Origin of the sequence: Haloterrigena turkmenica DSM 5511 (genome assembly GCF_000025325.1) — an archaeon.
Taxonomy (GTDB): Archaea; Halobacteriota; Halobacteria; order Halobacteriales; family Natrialbaceae; genus Haloterrigena; species Haloterrigena turkmenica.
In genome coordinates this window covers 1,596,061-1,616,546 of record NC_013743.1, presented here as the reverse complement: position 1 = coordinate 1,616,546, position 20,486 = coordinate 1,596,061, and the positions used below count along the sequence as shown (strand labels likewise).

Annotated in this window: 18 protein-coding genes; 12 read left to right on the top strand and 6 right to left on the bottom strand. The window is 67.5% G+C overall.

Annotated elements, in window-relative coordinates; translation table 11 throughout:
- The first annotated feature begins 7 nt into the window (after window positions 1–7).
- The 5 genes from HTUR_RS07630 to HTUR_RS07610 are packed head-to-tail and all read left to right on the top strand — an operon-like array spanning window position 8 to window position 3,413.
- Window positions 8–385, top strand: coding sequence for an urease subunit gamma (locus tag HTUR_RS07630; RefSeq protein ID WP_012942743.1), 378 nt, complete (start codon window positions 8–10; stop codon window positions 383–385).
- A complete protein-coding gene (ureG, locus tag HTUR_RS07625; RefSeq protein WP_012942742.1) occupies window positions 385–1,005 on the top strand; it encodes an urease accessory protein UreG in 621 nt (206 codons plus the stop codon). Before HTUR_RS07630 ends, ureG begins: the two co-directional genes overlap by 1 nt.
- On the top strand, window positions 1,002–1,949 hold the full coding sequence (locus HTUR_RS07620) for an urease accessory protein UreD (RefSeq protein ID WP_012942741.1): 948 nt from the start codon (window positions 1,002–1,004) through the stop codon (window positions 1,947–1,949). The genes ureG and HTUR_RS07620 overlap by 4 nt, the downstream gene beginning before the upstream one ends.
- Window positions 1,949–2,623, top strand: a complete 675-nt coding sequence (ureE, locus tag HTUR_RS07615; RefSeq protein ID WP_012942740.1) for an urease accessory protein UreE — start codon at window positions 1,949–1,951, stop codon at window positions 2,621–2,623. Before HTUR_RS07620 ends, ureE begins: the two co-directional genes overlap by 1 nt.
- Complete coding sequence (locus HTUR_RS07610) at window positions 2,613–3,413, top strand: urease accessory protein UreF (protein WP_012942739.1); 801 nt, start codon at window positions 2,613–2,615, stop codon at window positions 3,411–3,413. Before ureE ends, HTUR_RS07610 begins: the two co-directional genes overlap by 11 nt.
- Window positions 3,414–3,461: 48 nt before the next feature.
- On the opposite strand, the gene HTUR_RS07605 is transcribed toward HTUR_RS07610, so the two are convergent.
- The gene (locus HTUR_RS07605) at window positions 3,462–3,875 is read right to left on the bottom strand and encodes a helix-turn-helix transcriptional regulator (RefSeq protein ID WP_012942738.1); all 414 of its coding nucleotides are present in this window, start codon (window positions 3,873–3,875) and stop codon (window positions 3,462–3,464) included.
- Between the two features lie 154 nt (window positions 3,876–4,029).
- On the opposite strand from HTUR_RS07605, the gene HTUR_RS07600 reads away from it, so the two are divergent.
- Window positions 4,030–4,578 (top strand): hypothetical protein, encoded by a 549-nt coding sequence (locus HTUR_RS07600; protein WP_012942737.1) that lies wholly within the window; start codon window positions 4,030–4,032, stop codon window positions 4,576–4,578.
- 33 nt (window positions 4,579–4,611) lie between these two features.
- Here HTUR_RS07600 and HTUR_RS07595 read toward each other — a convergent pair whose 3' ends face one another.
- The 4 genes from HTUR_RS07595 to HTUR_RS07580 all read right to left on the bottom strand — a co-directional run bounded on the left by HTUR_RS07595 (window position 4,612) and on the right by HTUR_RS07580 (window position 10,514).
- A complete protein-coding gene (locus tag HTUR_RS07595; RefSeq protein ID WP_012942736.1) occupies window positions 4,612–5,586 on the bottom strand; it encodes an aldo/keto reductase in 975 nt (324 codons plus the stop codon).
- A gap of 803 nt (window positions 5,587–6,389) precedes the next feature.
- Window positions 6,390–7,571: an ABC transporter permease gene (locus HTUR_RS07590; RefSeq protein WP_012942734.1), complete on the bottom strand. Its 1,182-nt coding sequence runs from the start codon at window positions 7,569–7,571 to the stop codon at window positions 6,390–6,392.
- Complete coding sequence (locus HTUR_RS07585; protein WP_012942733.1) at window positions 7,561–9,492, bottom strand: ABC transporter permease subunit; 1,932 nt, start codon at window positions 9,490–9,492, stop codon at window positions 7,561–7,563. Before HTUR_RS07585 ends, HTUR_RS07590 begins: the two co-directional genes overlap by 11 nt.
- Window positions 9,489–10,514 carry an ABC transporter ATP-binding protein gene (locus HTUR_RS07580; protein WP_012942732.1) on the bottom strand — a complete coding sequence of 342 codons (1,026 nt, stop codon included), beginning with the start codon at window positions 10,512–10,514 and terminating at the stop codon, window positions 9,489–9,491. Before HTUR_RS07580 ends, HTUR_RS07585 begins: the two co-directional genes overlap by 4 nt.
- Window positions 10,515–10,611: 97 nt before the next feature.
- Between HTUR_RS07580 and HTUR_RS07575 the strand changes: the two genes are divergently transcribed.
- A complete protein-coding gene (locus HTUR_RS07575; RefSeq protein ID WP_012942731.1) occupies window positions 10,612–11,034 on the top strand; it encodes an SRPBCC family protein in 423 nt (140 codons plus the stop codon).
- A gap of 64 nt (window positions 11,035–11,098) precedes the next feature.
- On the opposite strand, the gene HTUR_RS07570 is transcribed toward HTUR_RS07575, so the two are convergent.
- A complete protein-coding gene (locus HTUR_RS07570; protein WP_012942730.1) occupies window positions 11,099–11,752 on the bottom strand; it encodes a ribonuclease HI family protein in 654 nt (217 codons plus the stop codon).
- A 786-nt stretch (window positions 11,753–12,538) separates the two neighbouring features.
- On the opposite strand from HTUR_RS07570, the gene HTUR_RS07565 reads away from it, so the two are divergent.
- The 5 genes from HTUR_RS07565 to HTUR_RS07545 all read left to right on the top strand — a co-directional run bounded on the left by HTUR_RS07565 (window position 12,539) and on the right by HTUR_RS07545 (window position 20,474).
- Complete coding sequence (locus HTUR_RS07565; protein ID WP_012942728.1) at window positions 12,539–12,907, top strand: winged helix-turn-helix transcriptional regulator; 369 nt, start codon at window positions 12,539–12,541, stop codon at window positions 12,905–12,907.
- A gap of 207 nt (window positions 12,908–13,114) precedes the next feature.
- Window positions 13,115–16,330: a PAS domain S-box protein gene (locus HTUR_RS07560; protein WP_012942727.1), complete on the top strand. Its 3,216-nt coding sequence runs from the start codon at window positions 13,115–13,117 to the stop codon at window positions 16,328–16,330.
- Window positions 16,331–16,778: 448 nt separating this feature from the next.
- Window positions 16,779–17,393, top strand: coding sequence for a DUF7344 domain-containing protein (locus HTUR_RS07555; RefSeq protein ID WP_012942726.1), 615 nt, complete (start codon window positions 16,779–16,781; stop codon window positions 17,391–17,393).
- Between the two features lie 182 nt (window positions 17,394–17,575).
- Window positions 17,576–19,729 (top strand): phosphoribosylformylglycinamidine synthase subunit PurL, encoded by a 2,154-nt coding sequence (gene purL / locus HTUR_RS07550; protein ID WP_012942725.1) that lies wholly within the window; start codon window positions 17,576–17,578, stop codon window positions 19,727–19,729.
- 151 nt (window positions 19,730–19,880) lie between these two features.
- The gene (locus tag HTUR_RS07545; RefSeq protein ID WP_012942724.1) at window positions 19,881–20,474 is read left to right on the top strand and encodes a HalX domain-containing protein; all 594 of its coding nucleotides are present in this window, start codon (window positions 19,881–19,883) and stop codon (window positions 20,472–20,474) included.
- Window positions 20,475–20,486 lie beyond the last annotated feature (12 nt).

Sequence of the window (20,486 nt, the reverse complement as noted above, 5' to 3'; positions counted from 1 at the left end):
TGATTCGATGGGAATGAACCTCTCGCCGAAGGAGATGGAGCGGCTCACGGTGTTCATGGCCGCAGAACTCGCCCGGCGACGCAAGGACCGCGGCGTGAAGCTCAACCACCCCGAGACGGTCGCCTACATCTCCGACTGGGCCTGCGAGGCCGCTCGCGAGGGCAAGTCCGTCTCGCGGATCCGCTCGGAGGCGACCCAGCTGCTCACCCGCGAGGACGTGATGGACGGCATCCCCGAGATGGTCGACATGATCCAGATCGAACCCGTCTTTCCCGACGGCACCAAGCTCGTGACGATCCACGACCCGATCCGGGCCGACGGCCCCGAGCAACTCAAGACGGTCGATCCGGGCCCCGGCGAGGACCTCGAGGGGGAGGTCGAATAATGGGGTACCGAGACGTCGCGAAGGTCGGCCTCGGCGGTCCCGTCGGCTCCGGGAAGACGGCGCTGGTCAAGCGACTCGTGCCGGAACTCGTCGAGCGCGACTACGAGGTCGGCGTCATCGCCAACGACATCATGACCCAGGAGGACGCCGACGTCTTCCGGGAGACGTTCGCCGACCTGCTGCCCGCGGACCTCGTCGAAGGGGTCGAAACCGGCGCCTGTCCGCACACCGGCATCCGCGAGGACCCCTCGATGAACCTCGCGGCCGTCGACGAGTTCACCGAGCGCCACCCCGAACTGGACATCGTCCTGATCGAGAGCGGCGGCGACAACCTCGCCGCGACGTTCAACCCCGAACTCGCGGACTACTTCCTGTTCGTCATCTCGGTCGCGGAAGGCGAGGACATCCCGCGCAAGCGCGGGCCCGGCGTCACGCAGGCCGATCTGCTGGTCGTCAACAAAACCGACCTCGCGCCCCACGTCGACGCTGATCTGGACGTGATCGAGGCCGACGCCAGCGAAGTGCGCGGCGACGACCCCTTCGTCTTCACCGACTGCAAGGACGCCGAGGGGATCGACGCCGTGCTCGAGCACGTCGAGCAGGAGGTGCTGTTCGCGTGAGCGCGGGGCGCTCTCCGACGCCGGACGAGGGGACGCCCCTGCCGCCGGCCTTCGAGGGCTACACCGGCGAATCCCTCGCGCAGGCGCCCGCCGGCGGTCCGGGGAAGAACGGGCTGCTCGAGGCGACGTTCGCTCGGCGGGGCGACGGCCCGACCCGGCTGATCCGCGACCGCGTGAAGGTCCCCTACCACCTGACGGGCACCCTCGAGACCGATCCGGCGCCGGGACTGACGACCCTCGTCGCGCAGGAGCCCACCGGCGGCGTGGCGCAGGGCGACCGACACCGGTTGCGGGTCGAGACCCGCGAGGGGGCTCGCGCGCACGTGACGACACAGAGCGCGACGAAGGTCCACAGCATGGACGCCAACTACGCCCACCTCGACGCCTCGTTCCGGGCGCAGTCGGGGAGTTACCTCGAGTACCTCCCCGGCCCGACGATCGTCAACGAGGACGCGCGGTGTCTCCAGACGATCGACGTCGACCTCGCCGACGACGCCTGCGTCGTCGTCGCGGACGTGCTCGTCCCGGACGGGTTGACCGACCACGAGCCGTTCGGGTTCGACCACTACCACGCGCGCGTCGAGGCCGAGCACGACGGCCGACTGGTCTGTGCCGACGCCGTCGACCTCCGGCCGAGTGAGCGCGAGCCCCGTGATCCGGCCAGCGTCGGCGAGTACGGCGTCGTCGGCTCGTTGTATGTCTTCGCGCCCGCCTCGAGCGAGGAGTCGGATCTCCTCGAGTCCCTGATCGAGGGTATCCACGAGCGTCTCTCGGACCGCGACGACGTCGAAGCGGGCGTCTCCACGCTTCCCCACGAGGTCGGCGCGATCGTCCGTATCCTCGGCGACCGCGAGGCCGACGTGACCGAGACGCTGCGGGCCGCGTGGGACGAGACCAGACGGCGGCTACTGGGGGTCGGCGCGCCCGCCGACCGGCGATACTGATGGAGCGCATCGACGGCGTCGTCGGCAACGTCCACGCCGACGACGAACTGGCCGCGTTACGGGCGGAACACGACGAGCGCGGGACCCTCGAGCGCGTCGTCATCGACGCGGACAACCGCCGGCGTTCGCGATTTCGAGCGACGACCGATGCCGGAACGGACGTCGGCGTTGTCGTGGACACGGCCGCGGTCTCGGCCGGTGACGTACTACTGGTCGAGGACGACCGCATGATCGTCGTCGCCTTCGAACCGCGGGACGCGCTGGCCGTCTCGCTGCCCGACGCGACCGACGAGGCGCTCGAGGCCGCGGTCGAACTCGGCCACCGCATCGGCAACCAGCACTGGGATCTGGCGGTCGAAGACGGGGTGGTCTACGTCCCGCTCGAGGCCGACCGCCACATCGTCGAGCGCGTCGTCGCCGACGTCGTCCCGGGCTCGGAGATCCGGGAGACGACCGTCGAGGCGGACCTGTTCGTGACGGATATCGACGATGCCGGCGCTCACGACGTCGACCACGAGCACAGTCACGGCGGTGAGCACGAACACGGGCACGATCACGCTCACGAGCACGGCGGCGATCGCGAACACTCCCACGCACACGACGGACGCGGCCACGAGCGCGCCGAGCACAGTCACGGCCACGACCACTCCCGCGAACACGACCATGACCACTGACCGGGACGCGGATGCGAATCCGAACGCGGACTCGGACCGAACACCGGACTCGAGTGCAGACGCGAGCGCGTTCCTCTCGGCTCTTCGGCTCTCGGACTCGTTCCTGCCGGTCGGCGGATACACGGCCTCCTACGGCCTCGAGCAGTACATCAACGAGGATCGGATCGCGGACGGCGACGACCTCCGAGAGCTGATCGCGGCCTACCTCCGGCGCGTGGTCGGCCCCTGCGAGACCGTGGCGCTGGCCAACGCCCACGCGGCGAGCGCGGCGGGAGATCTCGAGGCGCTGCTGGCGGTCGACGGGCGCCTCCACGCGGTGACGATGCCCCGCGAGTTCCGCGAGAGTTCGACGAAAGCCGGGGCGAAGCTCTGCGAGCTGCTGGCCGAGACCGACGGCGACGATGTCGACGCCGAGGGTTCCGACGGGACAGATGTCGACGGACCCGGCCTCGAGACGGCCTTCGCCGACGCCGTCGCGGCCGGCGAGACGCCGGGCCACTACCCGATCGCCTTCGGCGTCGTCGCGCAGGCGCGGGGCCTCTCGCGGCGCGAGGCCTGCCTGGCCCACGCCCACTCGTTCGTGACGGGGTTGCTGGGCGCGGCCCAGCGGCTCGGCCGGTTCGGCCACACGGAGATCCAGTCGGTGCTCGCGGACCTCGAGTCGGTGATCACCGCGGTCTGCGAGCGCCACGTCGACGACGCGCCGGAAGCGATGGTTTCGTTCGCACCGCTGGCCGAAATCATGGGGATGCGCCACGAGCGCGCGGGCCGGCGGCTGTTCATGAGCTGAGCGGCCGGCTCTCGAACGGTCGAAGACGCGTCGGTAATCGTCTCGGGCTCAGTCGCGCTCGGGCCGGGGCGCGTTCTCGTACTTCTCCATCTTTTCGGATTTATCGGAAATCGTCCCGTAGATACGTTTAAGCGTTGCCTCGGCCTGCAGCAGGTTGTGTCGCTCGAGGAACGCCCGGCCCTCGTCGGTTAGGCCGTAGAACTTCCAGGGGTAGCCCTGGCGGCGCTCGTCGTCGGGCAGCGCGACCTCCTCGACGATGCCGACGTCGATCAGCTTCTGGACGTGTTTGTAGACGGTGGCCTCGCTGACGCTCGGGTTTAGCTCCTCGAGTTCGTACATCGAGGGCAGCCCCTCGGGGTGTTGCAGGATGTTGGCGACGAGCGCGAACCGGGTCTCCTGGGTGACGAAGTGGAGGAGTTCCCGCGTCTCCGTCCCGCTGGCCGTACCCACGTCGGTGCTCATGCGAGTGCGTACGGATCCCGCGACCAAGTAGTTTACCCTGGACTAAATTACCTCCGAGTGAACTACTGGCCGTGTGGATTCCGAAACGGGGTCGTGTTTCGGAAACGGAAACGGTGGAGAAAACCCTATTGTCGTCTCCGCTAAATCGAGCGATATGACCGACGAGTCGCCGCCAGTTCCCGAGGCAGTGCTCACGAGCGCGACGGAGCGACTCGAGGCCGAGGAGCTCTCGATCGCGGACAACGAGGAGATCCTCCGGGCCCTGAGCGAGCTGACGCCAATCTACGAGACCGACCGCTCGTACTTCGTCCTCGGGAACTACGACCCCGAGCCGATGGGCCGTCTCGACCTCGTCGTCGACCGGCTCAACCGCCGTCGGGACGCCTACGCCTTCCGGATGAACGACGTGAACGGTGGCTGGGACAACGGCATCCAGAAGTTCTGCCTGATCGCGGACCTCGTGAGCCACGTGGTCGGCGTCGCCGAGAGGGAACCCAGCGGCTTCCTCGTCGAACAGGGGCTGCTCGCGGGCACCGAGGAGTACTTCGAGAAAACTCACGTGCTCAAGCGCGAGTACCCCGAGGAGCGCCATCCCTACGGCTGGATGGAGGACGGCGTCTTCGACTTGCTCGAGTCCGAGGGGCGGCTCTACGAGTGGCGGACCGAGGACGAGCTACGCGAGGTCCTCACGGAGATTCCGTAAGCCCGAGCCGGCGTCGCCCTCTCAGCCGCAGCCTCAGCTGTGGCCCGACACCGACACCGGCTCGTAGGGCTCCTCGAGGTAGGCCATGTCCGACGCCGACAGCGATATCTCGAGCGCCTCGACGGCCTGCTCTAGGTGTTCGACGCTGGTCGTCCCGACGATCGGGGCATCGACCCAGTCCTTGTGGAGCAGCCACGCCAGCGCGATCTGGGCCATCGTCGCGCCCTTGTCGGCGGCGATCTCGGCGACGCGCTCGTTGATCTCCCGGCCGCCGCCCTCGCGGTAGGGGTGGTCGTACAGGTGCTCTTCCGTCTCGCCGCGGGTCGTCGCGTCGATCTCCTCGTGCGGGCGCGTGAGGTAGCCCCGCGCCAGCGGCGACCACGGGACGACGCCGATGTCCTCCTTCTCGCAGAGGGGCAACATCTCTCGCTCCTCCTCGCGGTAGACGAGGTTGTAGTGGTTCTGCATCGTGACGAACCGCTCGAGCCCCAGCCGGTCGCTCGTGTGCAGCGACTCGGCGAACTGGTGTGCCCACATCGAGGAGGCGCCGAGATAGCGGACGTGACCCCGGCGAACGGCGTCGTCGAGCGCCCGCATGGTCGTCTCGATCGGCGTGTCGTCGTCCCAGCGGTGGATCTGGTAGAGGTCGATACTGTCCATCCCGAGACGCTCGCGACTGGCCGCGAGTTCCTGCTCGATCGCCTTCCGGGAGAGTCCGCCCGAGTTCGGATCGTCCTCGCGCATCTGGAAGTAGCCCTTCGTCGCGACGACCGACTCCTCGCGGTGGCCCTCGAGGGCCTCGCCCAGAATCCGCTCGGACTCGCCCCGCGAGTACATGTTCGCGGTATCGAAGAAGTTGATCCCGAGATCGATCGCCCGCTCGATGATCGCTTTACTCTCCTCGTCTTCGAGGACCCACTCGCGCCAGTCGCTCGAGCCGAAGCTCATACAACCCAGACAGAGGCGACTGACTTCCATGCCGGTCGAACCGAGCGTGGTGTACTCCATACCGGGTGGACGGCCGCCGTCGAAAAAACAGTACGTGCTGGGGCAACTGCCACCTCGAGACGACCGACAGCGAACGCGACAGGTCGGATCCCCGTTATTTTTTAGTTCGATCGTATCGTACTGCCGCCCGCCTATGGCGGACGAACATACCGACCGAGACGCGAACCGCAACGACGACAGTGGGATCGTCTCGCGAATCAAGAGCGTGTTCAGTCGCAACGACTGAACCGGCCGCCATTATCGCCGTTTCAGCCGTTTTTCATCGTTTTTCCCGTGTCAGTGATCACGAGTAGGCTCGAGCGGCTCGAACTGTGCGCAGTACGGTCTCGAGACGGTGTTCTCCGAACCGTGGAATCGACGTACGGCGGCACGGAGACGCGCGAGGGTCGAGGACCGCAGCGACCAGTGGGAGCGAGGACCGCAGTCGGTTGGGGAGGGCACGGCCATCCCCGTTGCCACGATAGCAGAACACCGAACGACCCTTCGAACACTTCAGCGGACGACTTCGACCGAGTTCCGTGTGACTGGACGGGATCTGCTGTCGACGCTGCGAGACGGTTCGATCACGCTGCACCCGTGGCAACGGGGATTTCCACATCCTCCCCACCCGATTCGCTCGGTCGGTTCACTCCCTCGCTCATCCCTCGCACGGTTTCACGCCGCGGTTCACTGGTTGTTCACCGCGGCCCGGCGCGCGCCACCGCGCCGCCGTACCTCGGTTCACCGCCGACATCCGAATTCGAATCTCGTTCCGCGCTCCGAAATCAGATACGCGGCCGATCCCGTGAGCGACGGCGAATACGCTACAGGGAGTCGCTGTTGAGCCGCTCGATACCGGCCCTGACCGCGAGGTAGCCGCCGACCGCGACGAGACAGTAGGTCGCGAGCGACAGCCACGTCGTCGCCGTGGCGCTACCGATGGCGAACTTGGCGACGGTGTTGGCCGGGTGCTCGGGGAGCAACGTGGACAGGACCAGCGCGCCGACGATCCCGCCGGAGTAGGCGAGTTGGGCCTGACGCCTGTCGGGGGCGACGAGCGCGACGCCGGCCGCCGCCGCGGTGACGGTGAGCGCTAGCGCCGCGACCAGGACGATCAGCACCGCCGGCGCGGCGATCACGGTCCCGTTGAACGCGAGCAGGGCGAGCCAGGCGACCGCCTGTAGCGGCGCCAGCGCGGCGATCGTCAGGAGCTTCGCGTCGGCCACGTCCACGAGCGAGAGCGGACTGACTCGGAGCAACTCGAGGGTCCCGCGGGAGCGCTCCTCGATCAGCGAGTCGACGACGATCGAGCCACTGATGAACACCGGCAGGAACAGCAACAGCGGAACGAGGATCGTGTAGGTGAACTCGAGGTACGGGCTCGCTCCGACCTCGTCGGGAACGTCGAGCGGCGGCGCCTCGAGCGCGTCGGCGTTGGCGAGTCGCTCCTCGTGCTCGAGGGTCTCGAGCAGCTCCTGGAGCTGGCTGATCAGCAGCGTTGTCTCCAGTCCCCCGTCGGGGACGGTCGCGTCGACGACCAGCCGCCCGTCCGCGGTTCTGCTCACCTCGAGGACGGCCGCGACCTGTCCCTCGTCGAAGGCCGCGAACGCGTCGGCCCTGGACTGGGCGACCGTCGGCTCGAGCCCCTCCTGTTCGCTGGCGAGACCGCTGAGTCGCTCGACATCCGCCTCGTTCACACCGGTGATGGCGACCCGGTTGCCGTAGCCGTCGACGGAGCCCGGATCGTACAGCGAGACGAGCCCGACGACCAGGAACGAGGAGAAGGCCGCGATGACCAGCTGGATCGCCAGCGCGAGTACGATGGTCTTCTCGGAGCGCAGCGAGCCGAGTTCGCGGCGGGCGACGGCCCAGCGCGGACCGAACGGCAGACCGAAGCGGGAGTCGCCGTCGTCGGTCGGCGTCGGCGGATTCGGCCCGCGTCGGATCGGCGTCGACTCGTCGCTCGAGCGAGCGGGGCCGTCGCTTCGATCGCGATCACGCGACAAGGGCGATCACCCCCAGGTTGTAGCCCGCGTGAACGAGCGTCGCGATCAGGAATCCGACGGAGTACGCGTTCGGCCCGCGACTCGCGCCGATCGCCGATATCACGGCCGTCACGACGTGCAAGACCAGCGGCGCGAGGAAGACCGCGACGAGCACGAGCGGTCCCCCAGAGGGGTCGGGACCGAACGCGGCGGCGCCGACGGTCAGCTCGGGGAGGCCGACGAACTGGACGACGTGGGTGACCTTCTCGCCGAGGAAGAAGCCGGCGCCGGAGCAGACGCCGAGGACGGCGGCGACGCGAAGCGAGGCGTCGAACCGCGAGCGGACGAAGCCGGCGTAGACGTGGACGCTCTTGGCGACCTCCTCGATGGCCGCCGCGAGGACGATGACGATCGGCACGGCGAGTTGCTCGGGGACGGCGAACAGCACAGCGACGGCGAGCAACTGGCCGGCGAAAACGAAGGGGATGAACAGCATCGTCAGGACGGCGACGCTCCGATAGCTATGGAGGCGGCTCGCGATCGCGTCGAGCACCTTCGCCGGGAGCGCCTTCTGGGCGAACATGTCCTCCTCGCGGTAGACGCCGATTCCGAGCAGGAAACAGACCGCGGCACTGCAGTAGAACGGCGCGGTCGAGAAGACGTACTCCCCGAGGGAGACCGACTCGCCCTGCAGATTCGTCACGATCAGCGTCAGCGGCGAGATCAGCGCGATCGGGTTCACGTCGGCGAACACCGCCGGGATGAACGTGTATGTCGTGAGGAAGACGCTGATCGTGACCGTCACGAACGTCAGTTCCTTGTACGAGCGGGCGAGCATCGCGCCGGCGAACGTCGCCGCGAGGAACAGCAGCGCGATGGGAATCGCCGCGGCGATCGAGAGGAGGCCACCCTGAACCGCGACGGTGATCCCGACCGCGACGGCGATCAGCCCCAGCAGGTAGGGCAGCGTCTTCCCGGCAACGATTTCGCGTCTCGAGGCCGGCGAGACGAGCAGCAGTTCGCCGCGGCGCTTGACCCGCTCGTCCATGATCGTGCTCCCGTAGGCCTGAATGACGAAGTTCATCGGGACGACGAAGAGGAACGCCAACAGGAGCGACTGGAAGGGAAACGGCGGCGAGATCGATCCCGGCGGTCCGGACGTCCCGTCGACTGCGCCGCTGGCGCCGACGTTCGGCACCTGCAGTCGACCGTCACCGCTATCGTCGGTCCCGTCGCTCTGACCGCTACCGTCGGCGTCCCCACCGGTAGCGCCTCCACTGGTGGTATCGTCGCCGGAGCCGCCGTCGCTCGAGTCCTCGCCGCCGGACCCGTCGGTCGTCTCGGTCCCGGTTCCGGAGCCGGCGTCCGTCCCGTCGTCCGAGCCGTCGCTCGACGCCCCGTCGCTTTCGTCCGGCTCCGCCGATCCGTCGAAATCGCGCTTCTGGTAGTCGAGTTCGACGTGGACCGGATAGGCCGCCGTCTGATTGGCCTCTTGGCGCAACCGCTGCTCGTTGTACGAGTCGATCGCATCGATGAACGCGTCGTGGGCGGCCTCCCCGTGGGGGCCGTAGTGGGCGAGTTCGCCGTTTCGCGTCAGTACCACGTCGGCGTTGGCGTCGTCCCCGTTCTCGATCACGAGCTCGTCGAGGGGCATCGGTCTGAACGCCTCGCTCTCGACGGCGACGTCGTGGTACCGGCTGTCCTCGTCGACCGCGACGACGTAGATCTCGTCCTCGAGGCCGAGCCCCTCGCCGGCGGCCGAAAAGCCGACGACGCCGACGACGAGCGCCAGCGCCGCCAGCACGAGCACCGTCTTCCGATCGACGGTGCCGGCGCTCCGAGAGACCTCCCAGCGGGCGATCCGAGCCGTCCGCGCCAGCGCACCGCGGAGTCGACGACGCCGCGACCGACGGTCCGAATCGGGGTCCGCCTCGTCGCTCACGTCTCCGCCTCCGCCGCGTCCTCGGTCACCGCCTCGTCGTCCGTCCGCTCCGCGGCGTCCGTTCCGGTTCGTCCGGCTGGACCGTCGCTCGCGCTCCCGTCGCCGTTCCCGGCCGGTTCGCTGGCGACCTCGAGGAAGATCTCCTCTAAGCTGGGCGTCTCCGTCTGGATGTCGGTCACGCGTCCGCCTGCCCCTTCGACGGTCTCGCGGACGGCCTCGACGGCGGCCATATCGCCGACGACGTGGCAGTACTCAGTCGCCGCGTCGCCGTCGCGGCGGTCGTCGTCGATCGGTTCGCCCGCGACGGGGTCGCCGTCGGCGTCGACGGTCGCGTAGACGTAGTACTCCGTGCCACCGTGGGCGTCGCGGATCTCGTCGACGGTCCCGCGGGCGACGATTCGCCCGTCGTTCATGATGACGATCCGGTCGCAGACGCTCTCGACGTGAAAGAGGTTGTGCGCGCTGAAGAGGATCGTCTTCTCCTCGTCGCTCAGTTCGCGCGTGAACTCGATGATGTAGTTCGTCGTGAGCGGATCGAGGCCCGACGCGGGTTCGTCGAAGATGAGCACGTCGGGATCGTTGACCAGCGCCCGCGCGATTGCGACCTTCCGTTTCATCCCCTTCGACATGTTGCCCAGCCGTCGATCCCGGTGTTCCAGATCGAGGCGCTCGAGCGTGCGATCGATCCGCTCGCGGGCGGCCTCGGCGGGGACGTCGTAGAGGTCCGCGAAGAACTCGAGGTAGCCGTTCGCGGTCATCTCCTCGTAGAGCGGGGACTCCTCGGGGAGAAAGCCGAGTCGACGCTGCATCGCGGGTTCGCCGGGAGTGTGGCCGGCGACGACGGCGGCGCCGGCGGTCGGTTCGATGAGCCCGGCGAGCATCTTCAGCGTCGTCGTCTTTCCCGCGCCGTTGGGACCGACGACGCCGAAGACCTCACCGCGTTCGACTGCAAAAGAACTGCCTTCGACGGCCGTGAAGCCGCCGTACTCTTTGCGGAGGGAGTCGACTTCGAGTATCGCCATTCGTTACCCGAGGGAGGGAGCCACCCCAGTAAAGTCTAGTGGCCCCTGAACGTCCCGGGAAAACCCCATTGTCGAGGCCGCCGTAGCGACGCCTACGATGACTCGTCTCCGGCGGACGCGAACGCCCGACGGCCGGCGACTCGAGGCCTCCCACGTGGTCAAAGCCCCGGCGGCCGACGCGTGGGACCTGCTCGTGGACACCACCCGCTGGCCGGAGTGGTCGCCCCTCGTGACCGGCGTCGAGGCGACCGAGCGGCGGATCCAGTTGGACACGAGCGGTCGCGTTCGGATCCCCGGCGCGTGGGTCCCGTTTCGCATCACGGCGTACGTCCCCGCGGAACGGCGCTGGAGCTGGCGCGTGCTCGGACTGCCGGGTGCCGGCCACCGCGTCGACGACCTCGGCGCGAACCGCTGTCGGATCGCCTTCGAACTGCCCCCGACCGCGACCGGCTACGCGCCCGTCTGTCTGCGCGCACTCGAGCGACTCGAGGAGGTGCTCGAGCAAGAAGGGATCGAGTGAATTCTAGTCGCTGCTGTGGATTTCGACGGTGACGGAATTTCGAATGAGACGCGACGTACCGCTCCTATCCCGGTCCGAAGGCCGCAATATCGGCGCCCACCGTCGCCAGCGCGTCGGCGGGGTTCGGGTCGCTGTCGGCCAGATGCGTGTACCGGTGGTCCGGGACGCTCGAGAGCGCCGCCGCGACGCCCTCGCTGTACGTCTCGACGCCCGGTTCCGTCGGGTCGTCGCCGCCCCAGACGTCTCGGATGACCGTCATCGAATCGATGCGCACGTCCAGCCTGCGCGGCTCGTAGCGAGCCAACAGTTCAGAGAGCCCGAGCTGGAGTGCGACGTATTCGGCGGTGTTGTTCCCCGTCCGGGAGCCGACGGGGCGAGCGAGACGTGCGAGTTGGTCCTCCGTGGCGTCCATGATGACGGCGCCCGCCCCTGCGGGGCCGGGGTTCCCGCGTGAACTGCCGTCGACGTAGAGGACGAACGCGTCGCTCGTCGGCTCGGGGACGGGTGGCCGGGAGAGTCCCGAGTCCAGTACGCTTTCGAGCGCGGCACGTAACTCGTCTGGGGAGGTCTCGGGGTCAAAGAGACCGCCGTACCCGGGGACGGCGTCGTCGATGGCGTCGGTGGCGGCCGCCACCTCGTAGCCGAACCCCGCGAGTACCTCGTCGACGAGCGCGGCGAGCGGCGAGCGGTGTTCGGCCGGGAGAGGGTCGTCGGTCATGCCAGGTTACCCTTCGGGCTTCGGTTCCAGACCCTCACACTCTCGCTCCCGGACGATCTCGTTGGCTGGTCGCACCACTGCATACCGGCCCTCGGTGGTCGAGCGGGATAATCTCTTCAGGTGGCATCGATGGCAGGCCGTGGGGTTTTCCATCTATCTACCTTCAGCACCGCCTATGGCCGGATTACTCCAGCGAACAGCACAGGCAATCGATGAGATGTGGCAGTCGATATGGCACGACTCGAGCCGCGCGGAGAAAGTCGTGATCGCTATCGTACTTCTGGTCACCGGGTTAGCCATTCCGGTGATCCCGATCGTCTTACTCGCCCGGATTATCGCCAACTAATCCAATGGAACGGTGGGGCGAGAGACGCACGGTCTATTCGACACGGTTCCGTCACCGTCTCCGATAGCCGATCGCGGTGCCAGCGTTAGCTTCGCAGGGACGCTTCACCCTCAGTACCGCCTCTGGCTGGAGTCACCCAGCGGAACCGCTGGGGGCTTTTCGAACTGCTATCGTCACTGCCCGCTACGTGGCCGTTCGGGTCCGAACCGGGCTTCGGTCCGCGCGTAGCGACTCACCGCCAGCCGTCTCTCCGTCGTCTCGTTCACGTCTCCCGTCCCGTCAGGTATCGCCGGGGACGATCGAAGTGATTTCGGGGTCGACGACCTGTGAGAGGGCGACGACGCTCGAGACGGCCTACTGTACGCGTCGAAGCTACTGACCTCGTGTTAGCTGGTTCGAATCCGAACTGCTAAAGCGGTTCCCGTCGTAGGCCGAATCGAATGTCATCCCCGCAGACCGAACCCAGCGACGAGACGGTCGAGACGCCCGAGAACGACGGCCCCAACGCCTGCCCCGTCATCGAATCGCTCGAGCAGATCGGCTCCCAGTGGCGGCTGGCGGTCCTCCACGAACTGCTCTCCGGCGAACAGCGCTTTAACGAACTCAAGCGCTCGACCGGCGCGAACGCCCGCACCCTCTCGCGCGTACTCGACGACTTGGGCGAGATGGGATTCGTCGAACGCCGCCTCGAGGAGGACGCCCCGATCGCGACCTACTACAGCCTGACCGACAAGGGCGAGTCCCTCGAGCCCGTCTTCGACGAGATCGAGTGCTGGGCCGGCTCGTGGCTCGAGAGCTGCCAGAACTGAGCGACGCTGGGCGTCGAGGTCGACGGCTCGAGCGGGCCCGACGCCGTCGCTCGCGCTTGCGGTAGATCGGCCGATCGACGCAGTCCGCGATCGGAGCGAGATCCCGTCACGTCTCCGTCGGTCGAGCGGCGTCGTTCAAGGGTCGGCGACTTTCACGGTACCGGCAATATATCTCTTTACGGCCTCGTCGCGTCACGACGCACGGTAATGACCGAGACTCCATCGACCGATAGCGGAGGGGCCAACGAGCGCGCCGGCCTCGGTATCCGCACCGAACTGGGCGACGGCGAACGATTCGTCCGGACCGCGATCGACGCCGCGCCGATCGATGCGATCGTCGTCGACGGCGAGGGGACCGTCGTGTTCGCCACCGAATCGGTCGCGGACGTGCTCGGCTACTCGCCGGACGAGCTCGCGGACGAACCGTTCGCGGACTTCGTCGTCGACGCGGACGGGTCGGCTATCGCGCCCGCTGACGATACCCGCGACCGACTGGACGGGCGCCTGCGTTGCGCGGACGGCGAGACGGTCCGCGCCCGCATCGACGTTCGCGGGTTCGAGTTCGACGGCGAACGGTACTATACCGCGGTGATTCGCGATTCGTCGGCGCGCGAGCCGGAGGAGCGAACGATCGACCGCTACGACGCCATCACCGGGATCCCGGAGTACGGCGTCTATCACTTGGATCGCGACGGGCGCTTCGAGATGGTCAACGACACGATCGTCGACGCGCTCGGCTACTCTCGAGACGAACTGCTCGGCGAGCACGCGTCGGCAGTCGTCGACGAGGACGACCTCCCGGAGTGTCGGAGCGCCGTCGAGGGACTGCTCACTGACGGGGAACCGCGGACGGTCACCGTCGAGTTCGCCGCGCACACCGCCGACGGTGACGCGATCCCCTGCGAGGCTCGCGTGACCGCGATCGAGCCCGAAGGGACGGACTGCGGCACGGTCGGCATCGTCCGCGACGTCTCCGATCGGAAGGAACGCGCCGAGGAACTCAGGCAAGAACGGGGGTTGAACGAACACGTCCTCGAGACGAGTCCCGTCGGCATCGGCGTGATCACGCCCGACGGCGATATCTCCCGCGTCAACGACCGGGCCGAGGCGCTACTGGGGTTGACCATGGAGGAACTCTCCGACCAGACGTTCGACGTCTCCCAGCGGAAGCTGTACGATTCGGAGGGCCATCGGATCTCGCCGGAAGACCTGCTGAGCCGGGTGTTCGACGACCACGAAGAGGTTATCGACACCGAATTCGCCCTCGAGCGACCCGACGGCGACCAGGTCTGGGCCTCCATCAGCATCGCACCGATGACGGACGCCGCCGGCGACGTCGAGAAGGCGGCGATCATCGCGACGGACATCACGGATCGGAAGGAGCGCGAGGAGACGCTCCGGGAGGAACGCGACGTCATCGAGCACATCCTCGAGACGAGCCCCGTCGGTATCGGCGTGATCACGGCCGACGGCGACATCTCCCGCGTCAACGACCGGGCCGAGGAGCTGTTGGGGCTGACGATCGGGGAGATCACGAATCAGACGCTCGACGTCACTCAGCGCAGGTTCTACGGCGCGAGCGGCCAGCAGGTACAGCCCGAGGACCTGCTGAGCCGGGTGTTCGAGGACCGCGAACACGTTCTCAACTCCGAGTTCAGACTGGAGCGTCCCGACGGGGAGCGCGTCTGGACGGCGCTCAGCATCGCGCCCATCGAGAACCAGGGCGGCGACGTCGAGAAAGCGGTCGTCATCGCGACGGACATCTCCGACCGCAAGGAGCGCGAGAAGCGGTTGCGAGAGAGCGAGGCGCGACTCCGTCAGATCGCCGAGAACATCAACAGCGCCATCTGGATGGCGGACGCGGACCTGAGCGAGATCCTGTACATCAATCCCGCCTACGAGAACATCACCGGCCGCTCGCGGGACTCCGTGTACGACAACCTGATGAACCACCTCGACGACGTCCACCCGCAGGACCGACACCGCGTCGAAACGGCGATGCAGGAAGTGACGCAAACGCCCCGGAACGACGGCACCGCGATCCGGTTTCAGGAGAAGTACCGCATCGTCCAGCCCGACAGCAGCATCCGGTGGGTCACCAGCTTCGCGTTCCCGCTGCAGAACGACGACGGCGACGTGTACCGGTTCGTCGGCGTCATCGACGACATCACCGAGGTGAAAGAACAGCAGCTGGAACTCGGCCGTCAGCGCGACGAACTGGAGACGCTCAACCAGATCAATACGGTCATCCGACGCATCAACCAGGGGGTAGTGCAGGCGGCCGACCGAGCGGCGATCGAACGAGAGGTCTGCGAGACGCTCACCGACTCGAAACTGTATCACGCGGCGTGGACCGGCGAAGTCGATACCGGGACCCGCGAGGTCACCCCGAAGACGGACGACGGGCTCGAGACGGCGTCGATCGATCGGTCGTTCGACATCGACGCGGTCGACGCGATCTCGATGGCGGTCGAATCGGGCGATATCCAGCTCATCCGGAACGTCGCGGCGCTCCCCGAGGAACTTCCCGTGACCGACGCCAGTCCCAACGGTGCCTTCGAGAGCGAGCACTCGTCCGCAGCGGTGATTCCGCTGATCTACAAGGAGACGGTCTACGACGTGCTCGTCGCGTACTCGTCGCGCGCGAACGCGTTCAGCGTCAGGGAGCAGGCCGTGCTGTTCGAACTCGGCAAGACGATCGGACTCGCGATCAACGCCGTCGAACGGAAGGCGGCGCTGCTCACCGACGCGGTCGTCGAACTCGAGTTCGAGATCCGCGATCCGGACGTGTTCTTCGTGAGCGCGTCGGACGAGCTCGGGGTCGAATTCGAAATGGAGGGCATCACGTCGCAGTCCGACGGGACGTATCTCCAGTATTTCACCGTCACTGGGTGCAAGCCCGACCGCGTGCTCGAACGCGCCGGCGACGAGCCCGGCATCGAGCGCGCTCGCATCGTCGCCGAAGACGAGGACGAGAACGGGGCGCTCGTCGAGTTCATCGTCGGTGACTCGTCGCTGGCGACCGCGCTCGCCGAATACGGGGGCACTGTCCGGTCCGCACGGTTCGCGGAGGGACGTGGGACCTGCGTCTCGGCGTTCTCTCAGACGGCCGACGTCAGGGAGGTCGTCGAGGCCGCCCGGTCGACGTTCGCTCGGACGGAACTCGTCGGCAAGCGGGAACGCGAGCGATCGGTCCACACCGGTCGGGAGTTCCGGACCGCACTCGAGGAGTTGCTCACGGAACGCCAGCGGACGGTACTCGAGACGGCGTACTACGCGGGCTACTTCGAGTGGCCGCGGGACAGCTCCGGCGAGAACGTGGCCGATTCGCTCGACGTCGCACCGGCGACGTTCCACCAGCACATTCGCGAGGGGGTTCAGAAGCTGGTCGAAACGCTGATCGAAGGCGCCGCGGCCGCGTGACGGTCGGGCCGCGCGGACCGCACCGATCGAGCGGGCGACGAATTCAAACGGTTCGGCCGACCGCTTCGGGAGCGCAGATCGGGACCGGAGAACGACGGGAGACCAAAGTATATCGGGTGCCGGGAGTCACCTCGCGGCCGATCAAATCCCGTTACCGACGATTCTGACGCTCGTCGCCGGGTCAGACCGGTGGCAGGCACGTGAACCCCGATTCCGCCGGGCGGCCAATTCGTATAGGTCGGCGCCGTCCGTCCCGGGATCGTCCATCGCCGGCCGAGTGCAATACGGAAATCATAATCGCCGTTACGGTTCGTTCAATCGCAAATCGGCCGCCACGGCCCCCGTGAGAGCGTTCCGGTCGAGGGTCGGAGAGTTCGTGACGGCGAGCCGGAGTATCGTTCTCTTTAGGCCCGGCGACTTTACTATCCGGCCCGGTACCCCACGTACGATGACCGACGACCGAAGATCGCCCGAGGAGGACCCGGAACCGCCGGCCACCGGACCGGACGGTGAGGGCCGCGATTCCGAGCGGGAAGACGCCGGTACGCGGCCGCTCGTGTCGGACGGTGGACTCGAACTCGGGAAACTGATGGACGTACTGTCCCACGAACGACGGCGATACGTGGTGTACTATCTGCAGGGATCCGCCACCGACGTCGTGGCGCTCGACGAACTCGTATCGACGGTCGGTGACTGGCAGACGCCGCCCGAAACGGAACCGACGGACGACTACCTGACGGACGTCGAGCGGACGCTCCGCCACCAGCACCTCCCCAAACTGGAAGCCCACGGAATCGTCGATTTCGATCCCCGGACCGGAACGATCCGGTTCTGGAACGACCTCCCGAAGCGAGCGTGGCTCGAGCAGGCGAGACTCGAAGAGGTCGACGCCGAAGCGGCGGGTGAGACGGGCCTCGACGCGGAGACAGTGGCGGACGCGCTGCGGCCGATACTCGAGGTCGCGCACGACCACGACGTCGACCTCGAGCGGTCGTTTTGCTGCTACACCGACCGTTCGTATCCCGACTGGGACGTCACGATCACCCGAATGAAGAACTCCTGAGAACCGGGACGGACGCGGCGACCATCGCGACGGTGCCGCCGGGAACGCCCGCGGCCGAGCGGCGGGTTCTCGCCCCAAAACCGAATCGCGAACCGCCGCGGCGGTTCGATCGGGTGCCGAAGTCGATACACGAACGTGTATATGGAAACCCCTTTACTCCCCGACTTCCACCACTGACGTGAATGAGTCTTGCCGATTCGGACCGCGAACTCGTCGTCGAGGAACTGGACCGGGAGCCCACCCCGGCCGAGGCGGCGCTGTTCGAGAACCTCTGGAGCGAACACTGCGCGTACCGCTCCTCGCGACCCCTTCTCTCCGCGTTCGACAGCGAGGGCGAGCAGGTCGTCGTCGGGCCGGGCGACGACGCGGCGGTCGTCGCGCTCGATGACGAGACGTACATCACGATGGGAATCGAGAGCCACAACCACCCCTCCTACGTCGACCCGTTCGACGGCGCCGCGACGGGCGTCGGCGGGATCGTCCGGGACACGCTCTCGATGGGCGCCTACCCGATCGCGCTGGCCGACTCGCTGTACTTCGGCGAGTTCGACGCCGATCACTCCCGGTACCTCCTCGAGGGCGTCGTCGAGGGGATCAGCCACTACGGGAACTGCATCGGCGTTCCCACAGTTGCTGGCAGCGTCGACTTCCACCCCGACTACGAGGGGAACCCGCTCGTGAACGTCGCCTGCGTCGGCCTGACGAACGAGGAGCGACTCGTCACCGCCGAAGCGCAGGAACCGGGCAACAAACTCGTCCTCGTCGGGAACGGCACCGGTCGCGACGGCCTCGGCGGCGCCTCCTTCGCCAGCGAGGACCTCGCGGAGGACGCCGAGACCGAGGACCGACCCGCCGTGCAGGTCGGCGACCCCTACACCGAGAAACTGCTCATCGAGGCCAACGAGCAACTCGTCGACGAAGGCCTGATCGAGTCGGCCCGCGACCTCGGCGCCGCCGGTCTCGGCGGTGCCTCGAGCGAGCTCGTCGCCAAGGGCGGCCTCGGCGCGGAGATCGAACTCGAGCGGGTCCACCAGCGCGAACCGAACATGAACGCGCTCGAAATCCTGCTCGCCGAGTCCCAGGAGCGGATGTGCTACGAGGTCGAGCCCGAGAACGTCGATCGCGTAGCGGAGATCGCCGAGCGGTTCGACCTCGGCTGTTCGGTCATCGGCGAGGTCACCGAGGGCAACTACACCTGCACCTTCGAGGGCGAGACCGTCGTCGACGTCGACGCCTACTTCCTCGGCGAGGGTGCGCCGATGAACGACCTCCCCAGCGAGGAGCCCGAACAGCCCGAGACCGACCTCCCCGAGGTCGACCTCGAGGAGGCCTTCGACGCCGTCGTCTCGAGTCCGAACACCGCCTCGAAGCGGTGGATCTACCGCCAGTACGACCACGAGGTCGGCGTCCGCACGAGCGTCGGGCCGGGCGACGACGCGGCGATCGTCGCAGTGCGGGAAGCCGGGCAGGGGCTCGCGATTTCCTCCGGCGCCGCACCGAACTGGACCGACACCGCACCCTACGAGGGCGCCCGCGCGGTAGCCCTCGAGAACGCGACGAACATCGCGGCCAAGGGTGCGACGCCGCTGGCGGCCGTCGACTGCCTGAACGGCGGGAACCCGGAGAAGCCCGACGTCTACGGCGGCTTCACGGGCATCGTCGACGGCCTCGCCGAGATGTGCGAGCGCCTGTCGGCGCCGGTCGTCGGCGGGAACGTCTCGCTGTACAACGACTCCGTGGCGGGACCGATTCCGCCGACGCCGACGCTCGCGATGGTCGGAACGAAAGCGGGCTACGACGCGCCGCCGCTGGCCGTTGACGCCGAGGACGACAGCGACCTCCTGCTGGTCGGCGATCTCGGCCTCGAGGGCGACGCCCGACTGGGCGGCTCCGAGTACCTCGCCCGGTTCGACGGCAGCGACGCCTTCCCCGAACTCCCCGAGGACCCCGCTAGCGTCGTCGAAACCCTCGCCGACGTGGCCGACGACGACGCCACCCGCGCGGTCCACGACGTCAGCCACGGCGGCCTCGCGGTCGCGCTGGCGGAGATGGTCACCGACGACGCGGGCCTCGAGGTCTCGATTCCCGTCCCCGAATCGGCCGACGAGACGGCCGCCGCCGCGGCGCTATTCCACGAACAGCCCGGTCGCGCCCTGATCCAGACCGACTCGCCCGATGCGGTCCGCGAGGCGTTCGACGGTGTCGCACCCGTCGTCGAACTCGGGTCGGCGACCGACGACGGTCGACTCGAGGTGACGGTCGGCGACCGAACGATCGAAACTGACGCGGCCGCCATCCGCGAGCGACGCGAGACGATCGAGCGCGAACTCGAGTGAGCCGACGGACGAGGTCGCGTCCGTCGCGGCCGACCGATCTCGACGCCGTCAGGTCCGGTCGGGGAGTCGCTTCCTCTTGCGGTCTGCCGATATCTTGATATACTCCCGGTACAATTGCTTCCACGAATCGCTACACCGGAGGACACCGTCAATGGCCACTGATACCCCGTCCGTCCTGATCGTCGAAGACGAGCCCGATCTCGCGAACCTCTACGCCGCCTGGCTCGGCGACACCTGCGACCTCGAGACGGCCTACGACGGCGAGACCGCGCTCGACGCCATCGACGAGACGGTCGACATCGTCCTCCTCGACCGGCGGATGCCGGGGCTGTCCGGCGATACGATCCTCGAGACGATCCGCGACCGCGAGCTCGACTGCCGGGTCGCGATGGTCACGGCCGTCGAACCGGACTTCGACATCATCGAGATGGGGTTCGACGATTACCTGGTCAAACCCGTCTCGAAGGCGGAGCTGCGGCGGATCGTCGACCAGCTCACCCTGCGCTCGAGTTACGACGCACAGCTCCAGGAGTTCTTCGCGCTGGCCTCGAAGAAGGCGCTGCTGGACGCCCAGAAGACCGACGCCGAGCTCAAGTCCAGTCAGGAGTACGCGCAGCTTCGGGACCGGCTCGCGGTGCTTCGCGTCCAGGTCAACGACACGATGGAGGAACTGCTCGAGCAGGACGGCTACCGACAGCTCTGTCAGGACATCGCGCGGGATTCGATCCTCCAAGAGTCGAACTGATCAGGCGTCTTC

Coding starts and splice junctions, on each gene's coding strand:
- HTUR_RS07560 (WP_012942727.1), top strand. CDS start 13,115: ATGACCGAGACTCCATCGACCGATAGCGGAGGGGCCAACGAGCGCGCC.
- HTUR_RS07595 (WP_012942736.1), bottom strand. CDS start 5,586: ATGGAGTACACCACGCTCGGTTCGACCGGCATGGAAGTCAGTCGCCTC.
- HTUR_RS07565 (WP_012942728.1), top strand. CDS start 12,539: ATGTCATCCCCGCAGACCGAACCCAGCGACGAGACGGTCGAGACGCCC.
- HTUR_RS07600 (WP_012942737.1), top strand. CDS start 4,030: ATGACCGACGAGTCGCCGCCAGTTCCCGAGGCAGTGCTCACGAGCGCG.
- purL (WP_012942725.1), top strand. CDS start 17,576: ATGAGTCTTGCCGATTCGGACCGCGAACTCGTCGTCGAGGAACTGGAC.
- HTUR_RS07570 (WP_012942730.1), bottom strand. CDS start 11,752: ATGACCGACGACCCTCTCCCGGCCGAACACCGCTCGCCGCTCGCCGCG.
- ureG (WP_012942742.1), top strand. CDS start 385: ATGGGGTACCGAGACGTCGCGAAGGTCGGCCTCGGCGGTCCCGTCGGC.
- HTUR_RS07545 (WP_012942724.1), top strand. CDS start 19,881: ATGGCCACTGATACCCCGTCCGTCCTGATCGTCGAAGACGAGCCCGAT.
- HTUR_RS07580 (WP_012942732.1), bottom strand. CDS start 10,514: ATGGCGATACTCGAAGTCGACTCCCTCCGCAAAGAGTACGGCGGCTTC.
- HTUR_RS07630 (WP_012942743.1), top strand. CDS start 8: ATGGGAATGAACCTCTCGCCGAAGGAGATGGAGCGGCTCACGGTGTTC.
- ureE (WP_012942740.1), top strand. CDS start 1,949: ATGGAGCGCATCGACGGCGTCGTCGGCAACGTCCACGCCGACGACGAA.
- HTUR_RS07575 (WP_012942731.1), top strand. CDS start 10,612: ATGACTCGTCTCCGGCGGACGCGAACGCCCGACGGCCGGCGACTCGAG.
- HTUR_RS07555 (WP_012942726.1), top strand. CDS start 16,779: ATGACCGACGACCGAAGATCGCCCGAGGAGGACCCGGAACCGCCGGCC.
- HTUR_RS07605 (WP_012942738.1), bottom strand. CDS start 3,875: ATGAGCACCGACGTGGGTACGGCCAGCGGGACGGAGACGCGGGAACTC.
- HTUR_RS07610 (WP_012942739.1), top strand. CDS start 2,613: ATGACCACTGACCGGGACGCGGATGCGAATCCGAACGCGGACTCGGAC.